The following is a 16723-nucleotide window of genomic DNA, read 5'->3' as shown; positions in this document are numbered from 1 at the left end:
TAACGCTTAACTTTCAATATTAAATCATGCTCACACGTAAAACAAAAATACTACTGATGAAAATCCTCAGTTTGTTTTCTGTGGTACGGGGTTATAACATTCCAATAATTGTCATAGCACAGTATTTGTCTTCGATTTTTATTCTGGCTCCCGAAAAAAGAGCTTTGGATGTAATACTCGATTGGCGTCTTTTCATTATCGTTTTCGTTTCAACACTAACAATTGCCTCGGGTTATATCATCAATAATTTTTACGATTCAGAAAAAGACCTGATCAATCGCCCGAACAAATCAATGCTGGACAGATTGGTCAGCCAAAAAACAAAACTACAAGTTTATTTCGGGCTGAATTTCCTGGCAACGGCATTGGCATTCATCATTTCATTCCGGGCTGCTTTGTTTTTTTCGGTTTATATTTTCCTGATTTGGTTCTACTCACACAAACTTAAAAAATATCCCATCATTGGCAATCTGACAGCTTCTTTACTAGCTGTTTTGCCCTTCTTCGGTATTTTACTGTATTTCAAGAATTTCTACCATGTCATTTTTGTCCACGCAACATTTTTATTCCTGTTGATCCTAATTCGCGAAATGATTAAGGATCTGGAAAACATAAAAGGAGACGTGGCCAACAATTACCAAACCATTCCTGTACGCTTCGGTGAAAAAATATCCAAAAAGCTCATCACGGTCTTGACAATTTCAACGGCACTCCCGGTTTATATCCTCATCGACAAATACGATGTGGGTTATATGGACATTTATTTTTACATCAGCCTGATTGTAATGCTTTTCTTCCTGCAAAAACTCTGGAAATCCCAAACACACGACGAATATCTGCAATTGCACAACATCCTCAAATCACTTATTGTGGCCGGGGTATTCAGCATTGTCCTGATTGATCCGTCTGTATTGATTCATGGAAGGACTCTTTTAAAAATATGATCATGAAGCATTTTTACAGTTTTATTTTTCTGACATTGACTCTTTTCACTTATGCTCAACAGCAGAACAGACTAAACGCTGATAAAAAGAAAGCTCAGGAAGCAATCGTCAAAGAATACTTAACAGATTGCGCCCTAAAATACAATTACTCTTATCAAATGGCTGAATGGCAAGCCTGTCTGGATGCCGGTTTGAAAAAAGACAGTACGATCGCCTATTTATGGCAGCAAAAAGCAATGCCTTATTTTAAAGCCAGAAAGTATGAAATAGGGATGGTTTTTATTGATAAAGCTGTCAAATACGACGCTGAACGATGGCAGTCTTACCGTGCTTTTATCAAGTGTATTTTTGCCAAAACCTATAAAGATGCCATAACCGATTTCGAAGATTGCAAGAGGAAGTTTGGCAACAATTATGTGATGGACCATACCTATAATTTTTATATAGCATTGTGTTATTTGCAGCTTAATGAATTCAAAAAAGCCGAGGTGTTACTTCAGGATTATGTAGACAGTACACAAAAACTCAAAGGAGAAGACTGGGTACACCATACCGCTTTATTTTACCTAGGGATTTCCATCTATGAGCAGGCACGCTGGGATGAAGCCATAACTACTTTTGACAGGGCTTTGACCAGATACAAAAACTATTCTGATGTTAAATATTACAAAGGAGTGTGTCTGTACCGATTGGGAAAAATACAGGAATGTGAAACTATGATGAAAGAATCCAAAGAGGATTATGCACTGGGTTATAAAATCAATGAGGACAATGTGGCGTATGAAACCTATCCTTATCAGATAAAATGGAATAAGTAGTTAGACAGTCTTTTCTCAAGTCAAGGAAAGAAATACTATCTTTGTAGAAATTTAAGTGAAATGAACAACGGAAAAGGAAATAATAAAAAAGGTTCTACGTCTAAAAAACCAGGCTCGGGTTCCAAAAAACCAAGCGGACCGGCTAAGGCTACTTTTAAAAAAGACGATAAAAAAACGGGGTTCCCTAAAGCAAAACCTGCTTTCGATAAAAAACCGAAAGCACCTAAAAAACCTGCCAATCCGGACGAAATCCGTCTGAACAAATACATTTCTAATTCAGGTGTTTGCTCACGCCGTGATGCCGATATTTACATCCAATCCGGAAACGTAAAAGTAAACGGTGAAGTGGTTACGGAGATGGGCTACAAAGTACAACCGAACGACGTTGTAAACTTTGACGGAAGCCTAATCACTCCTGAGAAAAAAGAATACATTTTATTAAACAAACCAAAAGGATTCACGACTTCCAAAGAAGAAGATATGAATGCCAACAATGTATTGGATTTGGTTCGCGGTGCGACAAAAGCCAAATTACAGCCTGTTGGAAGAATGGATAAAACCACTACTGGTTTGTTGCTATTCACCAACGACACTGATATTGTCCGCAAGTTCACGATTCCAAACCAACGCTCTTCAAAAGTGTATCAGGTTACTTTGGACAAAAATCTGAAATTCGAAGATTTAGAGCGAATTTCCAGCGGATTGACCATTGACAATCACCGTGTTTTTGTAGAAGAAGTGTCCTACATTGAAGACCAACCGAAGAGTGAAATCGGTTTAAAAATGAAAACCTCCAACGTAAAAGTGGTGCGTTCAATTTTCGAACATTTAAAATATGATGTTTTAAAAGTAGACCGTGTGGTTTTTGCAGGTTTAACCAAAAAGAATTTACCAAGAGGAAACTGGAGATTCCTGACCGAACAGGAAATCATCAACCTGAGAAATATATAAAAAACAAAAAGGCTAACGAAATGTTAGCCTTTTTTATGTTTTGATGCGATCGATTATAATAATGCGTCGATTGCTTCAGTGTATGTGTTTTTAGGAGCAACTCCTACCTGACGCCCTACCACTTCACCGTTTTGGAAAACCAATACAGTTGGGATGTTACGAACACCATATTTTGCTGCAAACTCCTGATTCGCATCTACATCTACTTTACCGATTACTGCTTTTCCGGCATACTCTTCACTGATCTGATCAATGATTGGAGCTACCATACGACATGGTCCACACCAAGCTGCCCAAAAATCTACCAATACCGGTTTTTCTGATTTCAATACTACTTCATCAAAAGTTGCATCTGTTATTGCTAAAGCCATAATTTCATTTTTTAAATTGTCCGACAAAAATAGAACATTATTTTGAATTGTTCACCTATTAAAAATCAGTTTTAATTATGATAAAATTGATATTATCTATTTTTTCTATCACACTGAATCACTGACACTTACACTTTCAACCATTAAAGGCAAAACATGGGATGCTAGTTCAATTTGAAGTTGATCTGCAAACGCTCTAACTCACTCAACATTGCATTCGAAATACCAACTTTGAGTTTTCGGCTCGGCATGGTGAGTTTTGTCACCACTTTAATTTCTTCTTTTTCTTCCGGAACATCAATTTCCACTTCATCAAGTGAATCTTCAGAATCTGAAATTTCATCGACATCATTCATATCACTCACTATAGGCACTTCCACAATTTTTTTCACACGTTCCAGCTCCATCACTTCAAAAGTCACGGTAGCTTCACCTGGACTTTCTTTGAAAATTTCGTTGAGTTCCATGATTAGTTGTTCTCGTAAATCAACCACAGAAAATTGCAGTATGAGTTTTTTGGCAAATTTCTGCAATACATCCTGAAGTTGTAAAACGTCAATAAACTGCAAACGAGGATCGGATTTCTTACCGGTTTCCTTGTTCGTCCAGCCTTCTTTTACATTCAAACGGATGTACACAAAGTGATTTTGTCCCAGATAATGACGGAACTTTAAGTATTCCTCATCAAAAATCCGGAATTCGTAACTCTCGTCATAACCTTCCAAATTGAAAGTCGCCCAGCCTTTTCCGTTTTTGGCAACCCGGTGCTGTACATTGGTAACAATCCCCCCTACCGAAATATTTTTTCCAACATGCGGATTCAAATCTTTTAAAGCATCCAGTTTCGTATTACAGAAGTATTTCATTTCAAACTTATAATCGTCAAGCGGATGACCGGAAATATAAATCCCCACCACTTCTTTCTCCTGAGCCAGTTTCTGCATCGTATTCCACTCTTCACATGGTGGCACAACAGGCTCGGGAATCTGTACTTCAGACGTATCTCCGAACAGACTCACCTGCGACGAATTCTCATTCTCCTGAAACTTGGAACCGTAACGCATGGCTTTCTCAAGGAACGTACTGTTATCCCCGTCGGTATGAAAATATTGCGCGCGATGGGTATTGGAAAAACAATCGAATCCACCTGCCAGGGCTAAGTTTTCGAATGCTTTTTTATTGGCAGCGCGCAAATCGATACGCTTCGCCAAATCAAATATGGATTTGTATTTTCCGTCTTTACGACACTCTACAATAGTTCGCACAGCACCTTCCCCTACACCTTTAATTGCGCCCATTCCGAAACGCACCGCATACTCTTCGTTTACGGTAAACTTATAGAACGATTCGTTTACATCCGGACCTAAAACCGCTAATCCCATACGCTTACACTCTTCCATAAAGAACGAAACCTGTTTGATATCGTTCATGTTATTAGAAAGTACCGCAGCCATATACTCGGCCGGATAGTGTGCTTTCAGATAAGCCGTTTGGTAAGCGATCCACGCATAACAGGTGGAGTGCGATTTATTGAAGGCATAACTCGCAAACGCCTCCCAGTCCGTCCATATCTTATCCAGTTTTTTTTCATCGTGCCCGTTGGCCTTTGCCTGATCAATGAATTTGGATTTCATTTTATCCAAGACATCTTTCTGCTTTTTACCCATCGCCTTACGAAGTACGTCGGCATCACCCTTGGAGAAATTCGCAAGCTTCTGTGACAAAAGCATTACCTGCTCCTGATACACCGTAATCCCGTAAGTTTCTCCTAAATATTCCTCACAGGCATCCAAATCATAGGTAATCTCTTCCAATCCGTTTTTTCGGCGGACGAAAGAAGGAATATATTCCAAAGGTCCCGGACGGTACAACGCATTCATTGCGATAAGGTCACCAAAAACCGTAGGCTTAAGGTCCTTCATGTACTTCTGCATCCCGGCCGACTCGTATTGGAAAACCCCAACCGTTTCTCCTCTTTGGAACAACTCATATGTTTTTTGGTCATCAATTGGGAAATTGTCCGGATCGAGTTCGATTCCCAAACGGTATTTCACCAACTTAACCGTGTCTTTAATCAATGTTAGCGTCTTCAGACCCAAGAAGTCCATTTTCAGCAAACCGGCACTTTCCGCTACGGAGTTGTCGAACTGCGTTACATACAAATCCGAATCCTTGGCAGTGGTTACCGGTACGTAATTGGTAATGTCGCTAGGCGTAATGATTACACCGCAGGCATGAATTCCAGTATTTCGGAGCGATCCTTCCAGAACTTTTGCCTGCTGGATGGTTTCCCCGGCAAGATCTTCTTCGTTGGCGATTGCTATCAGCTCTTTGACCCTGTCGAATTCTTCCGATGATTTCAGCGCTTTTTTCACTTCGCTTTCATCTTCCGCAAGAAAACGGGCCAGATTCCATTTACCCGGCATCATGGCCGGAATCAGTTTAGCAATCCTGTCGGCTTCAAATAAAGGCAAATCCAATACCCGCGCCGTATCACGAATCGCCGATTTTGTTGCCATTTTACCATAGGTGATAATCTGTGCTACCTGGTTGGCTCCATATTTATTGATTACGTAATCCATAACCAATCCGCGGCCTTCGTCATCAAAATCGATATCAATATCGGGCATGGACACACGATCCGGATTTAGGAAACGCTCAAAAAGCAAATCGTATTTAATCGGGTCGATGTTGGTAATCCCCAAACAGTATGCTACGGCAGAACCCGCAGCAGAACCACGACCAGGGCCTACTGAAACACCCATTTTTCGTGCTTCCGCAATGAAATCCTGTACAATCAAAAAGTAACCAGGATATCCCGAATTGGAAATAGTCAGTAACTCAAAATCCAGTCGCTCCTGAATATCGGGTGTAATTTCTTCATACCTTCTTTCAGCTCCTTTCATGGTAAGATGTCGCAAATAAGCATTCTCACCTCTTACACCTCCATCCGCTTTATCTTCCTCTACCACGAATTCTTCCGGAATATCGAACTTGGGAAGCAATACGTCGCGGTACAGCGAATAAGCTTCGACTTTATCAATGATTTCCTGGATGTTGATGATGGCTTCCGGCAAATCTGAGAACAGCTTTTTCATTTCCGCCTCCGATTTGAAATAGTATTCCTGATTAGGCAATCCGTAGCGATATCCACGGCCTCGCCCAATCGGCGTAGCCTGTTTCTCACCGTCTTTTACGCATAATAAAATATCGTGAGCATTGGCATCTTCCTTAGCAACGTAATACGTATTATTGGTTGCAATCAGTTTTACATTGTGTTTTCGGGCGAAATCGATAAGCGTTTTATTTACGCGGTTTTCATCCTCCTGATTGTGACGCATGACTTCGATATAGAAATCCTCACCAAATTGAGTTTTCCACCAAACCAATGCTTCTTCCGCCTGGTTTTCGCCAATATTTAAAATTTTGCTCGGGATTTCCCCATACAGGTTCCCCGACAAAACAATAATGTCTTCTTTGTATTTTTCGACTACCGCACGGTCAATTCTCGGCACATAATAAAATCCGTCCGTATAAGCAATCGATGCCATTTTGGCCAGGTTGTGGTATCCTTTTTTGTTTTTAGCCAAAAGCACTACCTGATATCCGTTGTCTTTTTTGGTTTTGTCTTTATGGTCGTCGCAGATGTTAAACGCACAACCTACAATCGGTTTTACTATCGTTTCCGATGGAGATTCACCGTTTTCTTGTGCAGCTTTATTCTTAGCTTCGGCGCCTTTATTATGATTAAGGACAGCACTCACAAAATGAAAAGCCCCCATCATGTTCCCCACATCTGTCATGGCAACTGCCGGCATTTTGTTTTTAACCGCCGCACTTACCAAAGCGTTAATCGAAATAGTAGATTGCAGTACCGAGAATTGGGAATGATTGTGCAGATGCGCAAAAGCAGCATGTTCTAAATCTTTCTTAACCTCTTCCGAAACCGAAGTTACAGATTCTTCCTGCTGAATGTGTTGCAGGCGTTTTCTGATTTCATCGGAAGCCGTTTTTAGATTGATGTGCTTTAATCCGATCAGCTTAATTTCCTGCGGATTGTTTTCACGGAAATTGCGGTAATAATCTTCCGTTACGTCGAGTTCTTCTTTAGTAAAAACCTCACGTTTGATTAATTCAAGGAAACACCTTGTGGTGGCTTCCACGTCGGCAGTCGCGTTGTGCGCTTCTGCAAAAGGCTCCCCGAATAAATATTGATGCAACTCGGTTAATGTAGGCAATTTGAATTTTCCGCCCCTACCTCCCGGTAATTTCAGCAACTCTGCCGTCACTTCAGTACAGGTATCCAAAACCGGCATTTTCACCATAGAAGATTCCACATTCATTCGGTGAAACTCACAGCCCATGATGTTCACGTCGAAACCGACGTTTTGGCCGACGATAAATTTCGCTTTAGACAAGGCCAGATTGAATTTTTCAAGCACGTCCGTTAGAGAAATACCTTGTTCCATCGCCAACTCCGTGGAAATCCCATGGATTCTTTCGGCATCATAAGGAATGTTGAAACCTTCAGGTTTTACCAGATAATCCTGATGTTCGACAAGATTCCCCATTTCATCATGTAACTGCCACGCAATTTGAATACATCGCGGCCAGTTATCGGTATCCGTAATAGGTGCCGACCAACTTCGTGGTAATCCGGTGGTTTCGGTATCGAAAATTAAATACATCAGGCTGATATTTAGATTGTAAGCGAAAGACTATAAGTCTGTTTTAGACAAAAACAAAAGTACATTTTAAGAAGCTGAATGTCAATTTTAGTTATTAACAAACACAAAAGGCGTTTACTTTTCAGTCCCGGTTGAGCCGGTAGCTCCCGATTTATCAGGACTTGAGGCGAAGACGGGAAATCAAAGATTCAGCGTAGCTAATAGGGATTACTGAAAAGCCCAAGCCTTTAGCTCCAAATAAAAAATAAATTCCATAAAAAAAGCCGTCCCAAAATGAGACGGCTTGTATTTTTATCAATACAATAAAAGAGATTTAATATCTTCCTCCACGACTGTTTCCACCACCGTAGTTTCCACCACCGCGGTTGTTTCCGTAACCTCCGCCTGAACGGTTGTTATTGAAACTTCTTCTTTCACCTTCCGGTTTCGGCTCTGATTTGTTAACCACGATCGCACGACCACCTACAGTAGCACCGTTTAATTCTTCAATGGCTTTCTGAGCGTCAGCTTCATTTTCCATTTCAACAAATCCGAAACCTTTACTTCTTCCAGTAAATTTGTCGGTAATAATTTTAACTGAAGTCACTTCTCCGTACACCCCAAATGATTCTCTTAAATCTGCTTCGTCAATTGAGAACGGAAGACTTCCTACAAAAATGTTCATATATATTATTTAAATAATTTTGTCAAAGGTAACCTTTTAATTTTGTAAATCACTCAATATTAAGGTTTTCTTTTAAAATAATTTTCAGCACAACAAAAAACTACCACTCACAAAGCAGTCATAAATCATTTTTTCCTAGTATCGCGAAGGAACCTGGTAGAAATCACCATTCGTAAAATTCACCTCATTACCTTCTTCATCCTCAGCAATAAAATCAAATTTCCCAGTTACAGTCCCCCCGGGAGAAATTATAATTTTTCCAGACCCGATACCGTCACCCGTTTCATACAATGACCCTCCTCCTTCAATCGATTCATATGTCGCCTTATTCGCGGTACTTTCTCCTAATACATATGTTCCCGGAGCTGCTGAACTCGTATGCAATGTCACAATATCAGTCCCTACCGTAGCTGTGATCGTCAGGCCATCTGCATCTGAAAAAGCATCCATAGTATTTGCTTTCCAAAATGCACCGTTTTTAGTAGCCTGAACTGCCGGGCTGTTAAATTGAATATCTTCACCACAAGAAACAAATGCCACTGCCAAAACAAATAACGATACTATTTTTTTCATCTTTAATGATCTTATTATTATAAGTTAAACCTGTTACTACAAAAATAGCTTTTAATTGATTATATCCAAGTTTTTTCTCCCAAAGTTCAACCTTCAGACAATCAAAACAGTAGCTCTTTTAAAAATACAATCTTAAAATCACATCGAATCAGAAATTTTTATATATTTGCACCCTTAAATAACCGAGGTCGAGTACCTCAAATTAATCAAATTAGATTATGTCAGTAAAAATCAGATTACAAAGACATGGTAAAAAAGGGAAACCTTTTTACTGGATCGTAGCAGCAGATGCTCGCGCGAAAAGAGATGGTAGATTCCTAGAAAAAATCGGAACTTACAATCCAAACACCAACCCTGCAACTATCGACTTAAACCTTGATAGCGCTGTACAATGGTTACACAACGGTGCTCAGCCAACTGACACTGCAAGAGCTATCCTTTCTTACAAAGGTGCTTTATTGAAACACCACTTAGACGGAGGTGTTCGTAAAGGTGCTTTAACTCAAGAGCAAGCTGAAGCTAAATTGGCTGCTTGGCTAGAGTCTAAAGCTGGTAAAGTTGATGCTAAAAAAGCTGGTTTAACTAAAGCGGAAGCTGATGCTAAAGCAAAAGCTTTAAAAGCAGAAAAAGAAGCAAACGAAAAACGTATTGCTGCTCAGGCAGAAGCTGTTAAAGCTGCTGAGGCAACTGAAGAAGTAGCTGAAGAGGCTGCAACTGAAGAAGCTCCTGCTGTCGAAGAAAACAACGAAGAAACTCAAGCATAATTTTAGGCGGTTCCATGCGTAAAGAAGATTGTTTCTATTTAGGCAAGATCGCCAAAAAGTTTAGTTTCAAAGGAGAAGTCCTGATCTATCTGGATACGGACGAACCCGAAATGTATGAAGATTTGGAATCGGTTTTTGTTGAATTCAACAAAAACCTGATTCCTTTTTTTATTGAAAAAGGCGCCCTTCACAAAGGAGACTTTCTGAGAGTTAAATTTGAAGAAGTAGACAGTGAAGAAGATGCCGACCGCTTAATTGGGTCTGCTGTATACTTACCGTTAAGCGCCTTGCCAAAACTGGAAGGCAACAAATTTTATTTTCATGAAGTGATTGGTTTTGATGTAGAAGATGTGCGTTTAGGCAACATCGGAAAAATCGTTTCCATCAACGATTCCAGCGCACAGCCGCTTTTCGAAATCATGAAAGACAACACAGAAATACTCGTTCCGATGATTGATGATTTCATCGTTCAAGTTGACAGAGCCAACAAAAAAATGATACTGAACACTCCTGAAGGATTAGTAGATCTTTACTTAGGATAGTTAACACTCTCAGTATCAATAGGCAGAAACCCCAAAAGCATGTTTCAATTTAAACAGTTCAAAATAGAACAAGACCGTTGCGCCATGAAAGTGGGCACTGACGGCGTTTTATTAGGAGCATGGACTCCGCTTATCAACAATCCGTACAACATTCTGGATATTGGCGCTGGAACTGGCTTGGTCGCACTAATGCTGGCACAACGCAGTCATGCAGAGCAAATCGATGCCATCGAAATTGATGACAACGCTTATGAACAAGCTACCGAAAACTTCGAAAATTCGCCTTGGAACGACCGTTTATATTGTTATCATGCCGGATTGGATGAATTTGTAGACGAAGTGGACGAGGAATTTGACCTGATCGTTTCCAATCCCCCGTTTTACACTGATGATTACAAATCCGGAGATAATCAACGTGACAATGCCCGCTTTGAAGACTCTTTACCTTTTGAAGAATTAGTCGAAGCCGCTGATTTTTTCTTATCGCAAAACGGTATTTTTTCCTTAATCATTCCTTTCAAAGAGGAAGAAAAATTAAAAAACCTTTGCGCCGAAAGAGGATTGTTTCCTCTAAAAATCACACGTGTTAAAGGCACTCCCACTACCGAAATCAAGCGCAGCTTGCTGGCATTCAGCCGCATTGAACAAACTCCGCTTATTGATGAATTGGTTATAGAAACTGCAAGACACCAGTATACTCCGGAATACATTGAACTGACTAAGGATTTTTACCTGAAGCTTTAATTCGGTTTAAAAACGTCCCTGAACTGATATAGAATTCGCTCCAAGAGACGTAAATCTTCCGTGATGATTTCGGCCGATCCTTTCATCTCTTGTTGAAATGGGATTTCCTTCTTATAATTTGTTTTTAGGTTTTGAGGCAAGGCAACATCCAGCATTATATTCCCTTCTTTGTCAGGAACTAATGAAATATTTTTCACTTCACCTTTCAGGATTCCGAATTCACGATCCGGAAAATTCGCCAAACGGATATTCACCTGCTGCCCGACTTTGATTTTCCCTGAGTTGTGGGCCTGCGCCTTCACTTTACCAATATAGCCCATTTCGGTTTTCGGAACAATTGAAAATACGTTGTCACCTGCCGTTATCGTTTGGTTCTCTACCCAAATCTGTGCGAATGCCACTTCGCCTTCAATGGATGATTTCAAAACATAATTGAGCTCCCAATCTTTGATGGCTTTCTTTAACTGGAAAAACGACTGCGCAACATTCCGGCTCAACGTTACCCCTTCTTTTGTTCCGCCAATTTCCGTTCCCTTAACCGCTCTTTTGTTTTCAATTAAAGAGGATTGCAATTGCGAAATGGATGTCAGCAGGTTCTTGTAATTCTTTTCCGATTGCAGGTAATTCAGTTTCTTGGTTTCGAATTCCTGATCAGAGATTACACCTTTACCATGTAAAGCCGTATAACGATTGATTTCATTCTTTTGAAGTTTCAGTTCCTGCTCGTTGATGCTTTTCTGCTGCAACAATAAATTTAATCGCTGCTGAATTTGGACTGTCTCCGATTTCTGAGCATTGCCTTCAACCTGGAACGGCTTTAAATCGGCATTTAAACCTTCGGCAATATAATCTTTTTGAAAAACCGCAAACGCATTTTCAATTTCGCCCAATTGGGCGTTTTTCAATTTTTCAAACGGAAATTTTGCACCTTGTTCTGATTCATTGATGAGTTTGCTGAGCAGAAAAACATCGTTGTAATTTGCCGAATTTTCAATCACAGCTAATGGTGTATTTTCCTTTATTGTCATTTTATCTTTTACCAGAATGGCTTCAATTCGTCCGGAAACCCTCGCCACCAATTTTTCAGGCGGAATATTGGTGGTAATCACAATCTCGGAAGCCACCACATCCGGATATCTCAAAAACCAGGACATGAAAAACAACATCACGATAATCCCGAAAATTAAAACCGTTCCCCAGCGTATCATCCAATGAGGTACCCTTGTTAATAGATCCTGAACCTCCTCGCTGCGAAGGTGGAAGTCGGGAGTTTGTTTTTTCATTGATTGTTCGGACATTACTTTTTGTATTTATTATATTTTTTTATTGATGCTTAGAGAGTACGTTAGCCTATTTTATTTTTTACTTCCGCTGAAAACAAAATAATATTTCAAATTTAATGCATTAAAATTCAGCTTTAAACGACTGAAATCAAAGATTTTAATAGAAACTAATTTTCTCATGTTTATAAAATTAGAACTTGCCATTCATTAGCTCCGAAATATATTTACTTCTATATTTATCATAATCCAACGTAGGCAAACCAATAATTCTTCTTCTTTGATTTACAGTTAAAGTATCTTTAGCAAAATTCAACCCTTCGTTTTGATACTGACCATAGTACATTTCATTATTTTTCTCAATAAAATCCCTATCAATTATGGTAGCATATTCATCTGGACTATACTTCCCATTAACTAAATTTTGTTTAAAAAAAACAACTAAATCTTGTCTTTTACTAGGGTTTAGGTGCAATAACAATAAATTCAAATTAACACTTTCTCTATTCAACCCAACACCTAACTTATCTTTTGTCGGAAATCCGTTTGCAAGAAAAATTGAATCCAGATTAATTTCATGTCTACTTGAAAACAACTCCATCATTTCAAAATCTTTATTTTTTCTGATTTCTTGATCTTTCTGTATCATGGAGATTATTTTATCTCTCAGTTTGAAATCAATATTTTTATAATAAATATTTTTTGCAGACAACACTTCTTTTTCACTAATTAAGGAATCAAGCCCTTTGTATATTACTTTGTATTTTTTATGCCAGATTCCAAGATTATTAAATTTAGCATATCCCTTTTTAATTTTTCTTCCAGTGCTTTTTTCCTTAATCATATAGGAACACGCTAAATAAGTACCGTATTCATTATACTCAGGTAAATTAACCACTTCATACTTATTAAACAAACTATCCAAAATTTCATACGAACGCTGATAATTTTCAATTAAAAACAGACTATCAGCCTCATATACTTTTAAATAATATGGAATATAGTTGGCATTTTTATCACCGATACGTGTGTAGTTCGTTTTACAACCAAACAGTAAAAAAGAAATTATAGTAGTCAGGATAATTAGTTTTTTCATTGACCGCTCGGAGATTTTTTATATTTTTTATTTTTTAATCGGCATACAGACAGTGCAGACTTACAGTTTTACTCTTCCCTTTAAACTATCACTTAATCTCTCTTTCTTTTGCCCCCTAATTGTTAATTGGTTTCTAAAAAATAACCTTACTGAATTTAATAGTCTATATCCACCATATAATGCAAATTTTCAAGAGTCCAAACATTATTTTTATTTAATGGTTCATAATAATATGGCCTATACAAATATGATTTTCTTATAAAATTCTTATCGTATCGGTAAGCTCTTAATGCAGGGACCGCTGCTATTGGACCATACTTTGAATAAATAAAATCATTTTTATAGTCTTTTTGGTCTAAAATTATAAATACAACGAAAAGACCTTCGTCTGGTACCGTTATTCCAAATTTAGAAACATCAACTGTTGTCCATTTTTTAGCATCGGTTTTAGTCACCAAAATATCTTTTTCCAGAATAGGTTTATATGGAAACCCCAAACTATCAACAGTATACAAATTCACCTTAAAAGGTAAATATTTCAAATTTTTAACTCGTCCAAAATCGGATACACCAAATAAAAGATTTTTCACGCATTTGTCTTCATAATTTTTTGGGATATAAACTGCTGCTTTACTATTCCAACTAAGGTTAGTTTCAAAACTATTAAGTTTCTCAAAAAAGGAAAGTTGGTATTTGATTTTAGATTTTGAGTCAACTATCACTTCAGATAATTGATTTGTATCCTCATCCAAATAAATAGTATCTGAAACTATTTTACTTACCTTCTTTTTAAAACCTATTGAAGAAACCTCAACATGATCAATTTCATTTATATACTCATTGGACATTTCAAATTTTCCGTTTTCATCAGCTATAAAAGTCTTATATCCATTCGCCAAATATATTTTAACCGTTGCTTTTTCAATTGGAATTTTATAATTTTCTGAATAAATATGTCCGAAAAATGATCTTTTACCATTTTTATTTTGAACTTCCTGAGAAGACATACTATGAAAAACCGATAACAAAATAGAAAAAGCTCTATGCACTAATTTTGTTATCATATTTACGTCTTAACCTTATCCCTAATCCTTCTAATTCCCTAATTGCAGTTGATTCCTAACCAACTCGAAATAATTTCCTTTTTGCTCCACCAAGGCCGAGTGGTTCCCCATTTCAATAATTTTACCTTTATCCAACACCACAATCTGATCGGCGTTCATCACGGTACTCAACCTGTGGGCAATGACAACAACGGTTTTATCTTTGAAAAACACATCTAGTTTTCGCATGATTTCCTTTTCATTATTAGCATCTAAAGCCGAAGTTGCTTCATCGAAAAACAACATTTCCGGGTTTTTATAAACCGCTCTTGCGATTAACAACCTTTGTTTTTGACCGGTACTCATTCCAACACCCTCCGAACCGATTTTAGTATTATAACCCAATGGCAATCCTGAGATATACTCTTTAATATTGGCTACATCGGCAGCATAAACCAATCTTTGCTTATCAATAACATCAACTCCCACTGCAATGTTGTTGGCAATCGTATCGTTAAAAATAAACCCTTCCTGCATTACTGCGCCTACATTATTTCGCCATGCTTTTTGGGAAATGTTTTTTAATTGTGTATTCCCTATGGCAACCTCTCCTTTATCAGCCTCATAGAACTTGAGTAACAACTTCATCAAGGTAGTTTTTCCGCTTCCGCTGACACCTACAATTGCGGTGACTTTATTTGCCGGAATTGTCAGATTCAGATTTTCCAAAACAGAGGCATCTGTGCCCAAGTATCGATATGAAATGTCTTTTATGTGAATATCTTCGTTTTGAGGAACATCGTGAATCTGATGCTCTTCCTGCCCTATTTCATCTTCTCTTTCATGAATTTCAGATAATCTGGCCAATGAAATTTTAGCATCCTGAACTTCTCTGACAAATCCGATGAGTTGGGTAATAGGTCCGTTTAAACTCCCCACTATGGAACTTATCGCCATCATCATTCCAAGCGTGATTTCTCCGTCAATTACTAATTTAGCTGATAAAAACAGTATGAAAATATTTTTTAATTCGTTTATTACTGAAGAACCGATCGTTTGTGTTTGTTCCAACACCAATCCTTTTATGGAAACCCTGAACAATCTTGCCTGCACATATTCCCAACCCCAGCGCTTTTGTTTTTCGGCGTTGTGGAGTTTTATTTCCTGCATCCCGTTGATGAGTTCCATCACTTTGCTCTGTTCCTGACTTACCTCGGAAAAACGCTTGTAATCCAATGCTTCCCGTCGTTTTAAGAATAAAGTTATCCATCCGAAATACAAAAGACTCCCTCCAAAAAACACAAAGAAAATCTGCAGATTATAATACGCCAGAACGCCACCCATGATGACCATGTTGATTACGGAAAACAAAACGTTTAACGACGATGTTGTAAGTATTCGTTCAATACGTCGATGGTCGTTAATACGCTGCATGATGTCTCCGGTCATTCGTACATCGAAAAAAGAAATCGGGAGATTCATCAGTTTGATGAAGAAATCGGAAATCAACGATATGTTGATTCTAGTGGATAGATGCAGCGTTATCCAACTCCGAATCAATTCCAAACCCGTTCTTCCCGCAAACAGGAACAATTGGGCAAACAAAATCATGTAAATGAAATTGATGTTTTGGTTTTGAATCCCGACATCAACAATGCTTTGGGTAAGAAAAGGAAAGATAAGCTGCAGTAAACTACTTGCCAACAAACCAATACTCAATTGAATCAAAAACGATTTGTAACGCCATAAATATTGGTACAGCATCCCAAAACCAAGGCCCTTTTTTTCTTCAATATCAAATTCGGACTGGTGGAATTTTGGAGTAGGTTCCAATAATAAGGCGATGCCCTCCTGAGTATTTTCATCGGCGTTGTTTCCTATCCAGAATTTCAGGAGCTCTTCTTTCGAATACGCCAGCAGGCCTTGAGCGGGGTCTGAAATGAAATAGGTATTTTTCTTTGTTTTATACAAAACCACATAGTGATTGTTGTTCCAGTGCAAAATACATGGTAAAGGAGCTTCCTCCAGCCTTTCTAAATTAATCTTTACCCCTAAGGTCCTAAAACCTATTTTTTCAGCAGCATCACTAAGAAACAGAAGATTACTTCCTTCGCGTGTGGTTTCCGAAAGATTGCGTAATTCCTGAATGCGAAGGGTTTTGCCGTAATGCTTTGAAACGATCTTCAGGCATGTTGGACCGCAATCTTTATAATCTGCCTGCTTATAAAAGGGAAATTTATACATT

Annotated in this window: 14 protein-coding genes; 6 read left to right on the top strand and 8 right to left on the bottom strand. The window is 38.4% G+C overall.

All coding sequences use genetic code 11. The features are described from left to right. Window positions 1–26 precede the first annotated feature (26 nt). Genes FEDK69T_RS04655 through FEDK69T_RS04645 form a run of 3 tightly spaced genes read left to right on the top strand, consistent with a single transcriptional unit; the run spans window position 27 to window position 2713 of the window. On the top strand, window positions 27–944 hold the full coding sequence (locus FEDK69T_RS04655) for a geranylgeranylglycerol-phosphate geranylgeranyltransferase (protein WP_035630820.1): 918 nt from the start codon (window positions 27–29) through the stop codon (window positions 942–944). A gap of 2 nt (window positions 945–946) precedes the next feature. Continuing rightward, a complete protein-coding gene (locus tag FEDK69T_RS04650) occupies window positions 947–1762 on the top strand; it encodes a tetratricopeptide repeat protein (RefSeq protein WP_023572995.1) in 816 nt (271 codons plus the stop codon). Between the two features lie 60 nt (window positions 1763–1822). Then, a complete protein-coding gene (locus FEDK69T_RS04645) occupies window positions 1823–2713 on the top strand; it encodes a pseudouridine synthase (protein ID WP_023572994.1) in 891 nt (296 codons plus the stop codon). 53 nt (window positions 2714–2766) lie between these two features. Here FEDK69T_RS04645 and trxA read toward each other — a convergent pair whose 3' ends face one another. From trxA to FEDK69T_RS04625, 4 genes are all read right to left on the bottom strand, one after another. Then, the gene (gene trxA / locus FEDK69T_RS04640; RefSeq protein ID WP_023572993.1) at window positions 2767–3084 is read right to left on the bottom strand and encodes a thioredoxin; all 318 of its coding nucleotides are present in this window, start codon (window positions 3082–3084) and stop codon (window positions 2767–2769) included. Window positions 3085–3248: 164 nt separating this feature from the next. After that, a complete protein-coding gene (gene dnaE / locus FEDK69T_RS04635; protein ID WP_023572992.1) occupies window positions 3249–7772 on the bottom strand; it encodes a DNA polymerase III subunit alpha in 4524 nt (1507 codons plus the stop codon). A gap of 313 nt (window positions 7773–8085) precedes the next feature. Further along, complete coding sequence (locus FEDK69T_RS04630) at window positions 8086–8436, bottom strand: RNA recognition motif domain-containing protein (protein ID WP_023572991.1); 351 nt, start codon at window positions 8434–8436, stop codon at window positions 8086–8088. A 135-nt stretch (window positions 8437–8571) separates the two neighbouring features. Continuing rightward, window positions 8572–9009, bottom strand: coding sequence for a DUF6252 family protein (locus tag FEDK69T_RS04625; RefSeq protein ID WP_023572990.1), 438 nt, complete (start codon window positions 9007–9009; stop codon window positions 8572–8574). A gap of 218 nt (window positions 9010–9227) precedes the next feature. Between FEDK69T_RS04625 and FEDK69T_RS04620 the strand changes: the two genes are divergently transcribed. From FEDK69T_RS04620 to FEDK69T_RS04610, 3 genes are read left to right on the top strand one after another with little or no spacing between them, the layout of a single operon-like run. Beyond that, entirely contained in the window at window positions 9228–9773 is a 546-nt protein-coding gene (locus FEDK69T_RS04620) for a 30S ribosomal protein S16 (RefSeq protein WP_023572989.1), read from the top strand. A gap of 14 nt (window positions 9774–9787) precedes the next feature. Next, window positions 9788–10315 (top strand): ribosome maturation factor RimM, encoded by a 528-nt coding sequence (gene rimM, locus FEDK69T_RS04615; RefSeq protein WP_023572988.1) that lies wholly within the window; start codon window positions 9788–9790, stop codon window positions 10313–10315. A gap of 39 nt (window positions 10316–10354) precedes the next feature. Further along, the gene (locus FEDK69T_RS04610) at window positions 10355–11059 is read left to right on the top strand and encodes a tRNA1(Val) (adenine(37)-N6)-methyltransferase (protein ID WP_023572987.1); all 705 of its coding nucleotides are present in this window, start codon (window positions 10355–10357) and stop codon (window positions 11057–11059) included. Here the strand turns inward: FEDK69T_RS04610 and FEDK69T_RS04605 are convergent. The 4 genes from FEDK69T_RS04605 to FEDK69T_RS04590 all read right to left on the bottom strand — a co-directional run bounded on the left by FEDK69T_RS04605 (window position 11056) and on the right by FEDK69T_RS04590 (window position 16722). Beyond that, on the bottom strand, window positions 11056–12357 hold the full coding sequence (locus FEDK69T_RS04605) for an HlyD family secretion protein (protein ID WP_023572986.1): 1302 nt from the start codon (window positions 12355–12357) through the stop codon (window positions 11056–11058). The genes FEDK69T_RS04610 and FEDK69T_RS04605 overlap by 4 nt on opposite strands. Before the next feature lie 175 nt (window positions 12358–12532). Continuing rightward, window positions 12533–13435, bottom strand: coding sequence for a hypothetical protein (locus FEDK69T_RS04600; protein WP_023572985.1), 903 nt, complete (start codon window positions 13433–13435; stop codon window positions 12533–12535). Window positions 13436–13590: 155 nt separating this feature from the next. After that, window positions 13591–14499 (bottom strand): peptidase associated/transthyretin-like domain-containing protein, encoded by a 909-nt coding sequence (locus FEDK69T_RS04595; RefSeq protein ID WP_023572984.1) that lies wholly within the window; start codon window positions 14497–14499, stop codon window positions 13591–13593. Between the two features lie 30 nt (window positions 14500–14529). Next, entirely contained in the window at window positions 14530–16722 is a 2193-nt protein-coding gene (locus FEDK69T_RS04590) for a peptidase domain-containing ABC transporter (RefSeq protein ID WP_023572983.1), read from the bottom strand. Window position 16723: the final 1 nt, after the last annotated feature.

The organism is Flavobacterium enshiense DK69, assembly GCF_000498495.1.
GTDB classification, from domain to species: domain Bacteria; phylum Bacteroidota; class Bacteroidia; order Flavobacteriales; family Flavobacteriaceae; genus Flavobacterium; species Flavobacterium enshiense.
This window is presented reverse-complemented; position numbering and strand designations above follow the sequence as displayed.

Bases quoted from the DNA above. Each gene is read 5' to 3' on its own strand.
- trxA (WP_023572993.1), bottom strand. From the start codon at position 3,084: ATGGCTTTAGCAATAACAGATGCAACTTTTGATGAAGTAGTATTGAAA.
- FEDK69T_RS04645 (WP_023572994.1), top strand. From the start codon at position 1,823: ATGAACAACGGAAAAGGAAATAATAAAAAAGGTTCTACGTCTAAAAAA.
- rimM (WP_023572988.1), top strand. From the start codon at position 9,788: ATGCGTAAAGAAGATTGTTTCTATTTAGGCAAGATCGCCAAAAAGTTT.
- FEDK69T_RS04600 (WP_023572985.1), bottom strand. From the start codon at position 13,435: ATGAAAAAACTAATTATCCTGACTACTATAATTTCTTTTTTACTGTTT.
- FEDK69T_RS04605 (WP_023572986.1), bottom strand. From the start codon at position 12,357: ATGTCCGAACAATCAATGAAAAAACAAACTCCCGACTTCCACCTTCGC.
- FEDK69T_RS04630 (WP_023572991.1), bottom strand. From the start codon at position 8,436: ATGAACATTTTTGTAGGAAGTCTTCCGTTCTCAATTGACGAAGCAGAT.
- FEDK69T_RS04595 (WP_023572984.1), bottom strand. From the start codon at position 14,499: ATGATAACAAAATTAGTGCATAGAGCTTTTTCTATTTTGTTATCGGTT.
- dnaE (WP_023572992.1), bottom strand. From the start codon at position 7,772: ATGTATTTAATTTTCGATACCGAAACCACCGGATTACCACGAAGTTGG.
- FEDK69T_RS04590 (WP_023572983.1), bottom strand. From the start codon at position 16,722: ATGTATAAATTTCCCTTTTATAAGCAGGCAGATTATAAAGATTGCGGT.
- FEDK69T_RS04620 (WP_023572989.1), top strand. From the start codon at position 9,228: ATGTCAGTAAAAATCAGATTACAAAGACATGGTAAAAAAGGGAAACCT.
- FEDK69T_RS04650 (WP_023572995.1), top strand. From the start codon at position 947: ATGAAGCATTTTTACAGTTTTATTTTTCTGACATTGACTCTTTTCACT.
- FEDK69T_RS04625 (WP_023572990.1), bottom strand. From the start codon at position 9,009: ATGAAAAAAATAGTATCGTTATTTGTTTTGGCAGTGGCATTTGTTTCT.
- FEDK69T_RS04655 (WP_035630820.1), top strand. From the start codon at position 27: ATGCTCACACGTAAAACAAAAATACTACTGATGAAAATCCTCAGTTTG.
- FEDK69T_RS04610 (WP_023572987.1), top strand. From the start codon at position 10,355: ATGTTTCAATTTAAACAGTTCAAAATAGAACAAGACCGTTGCGCCATG.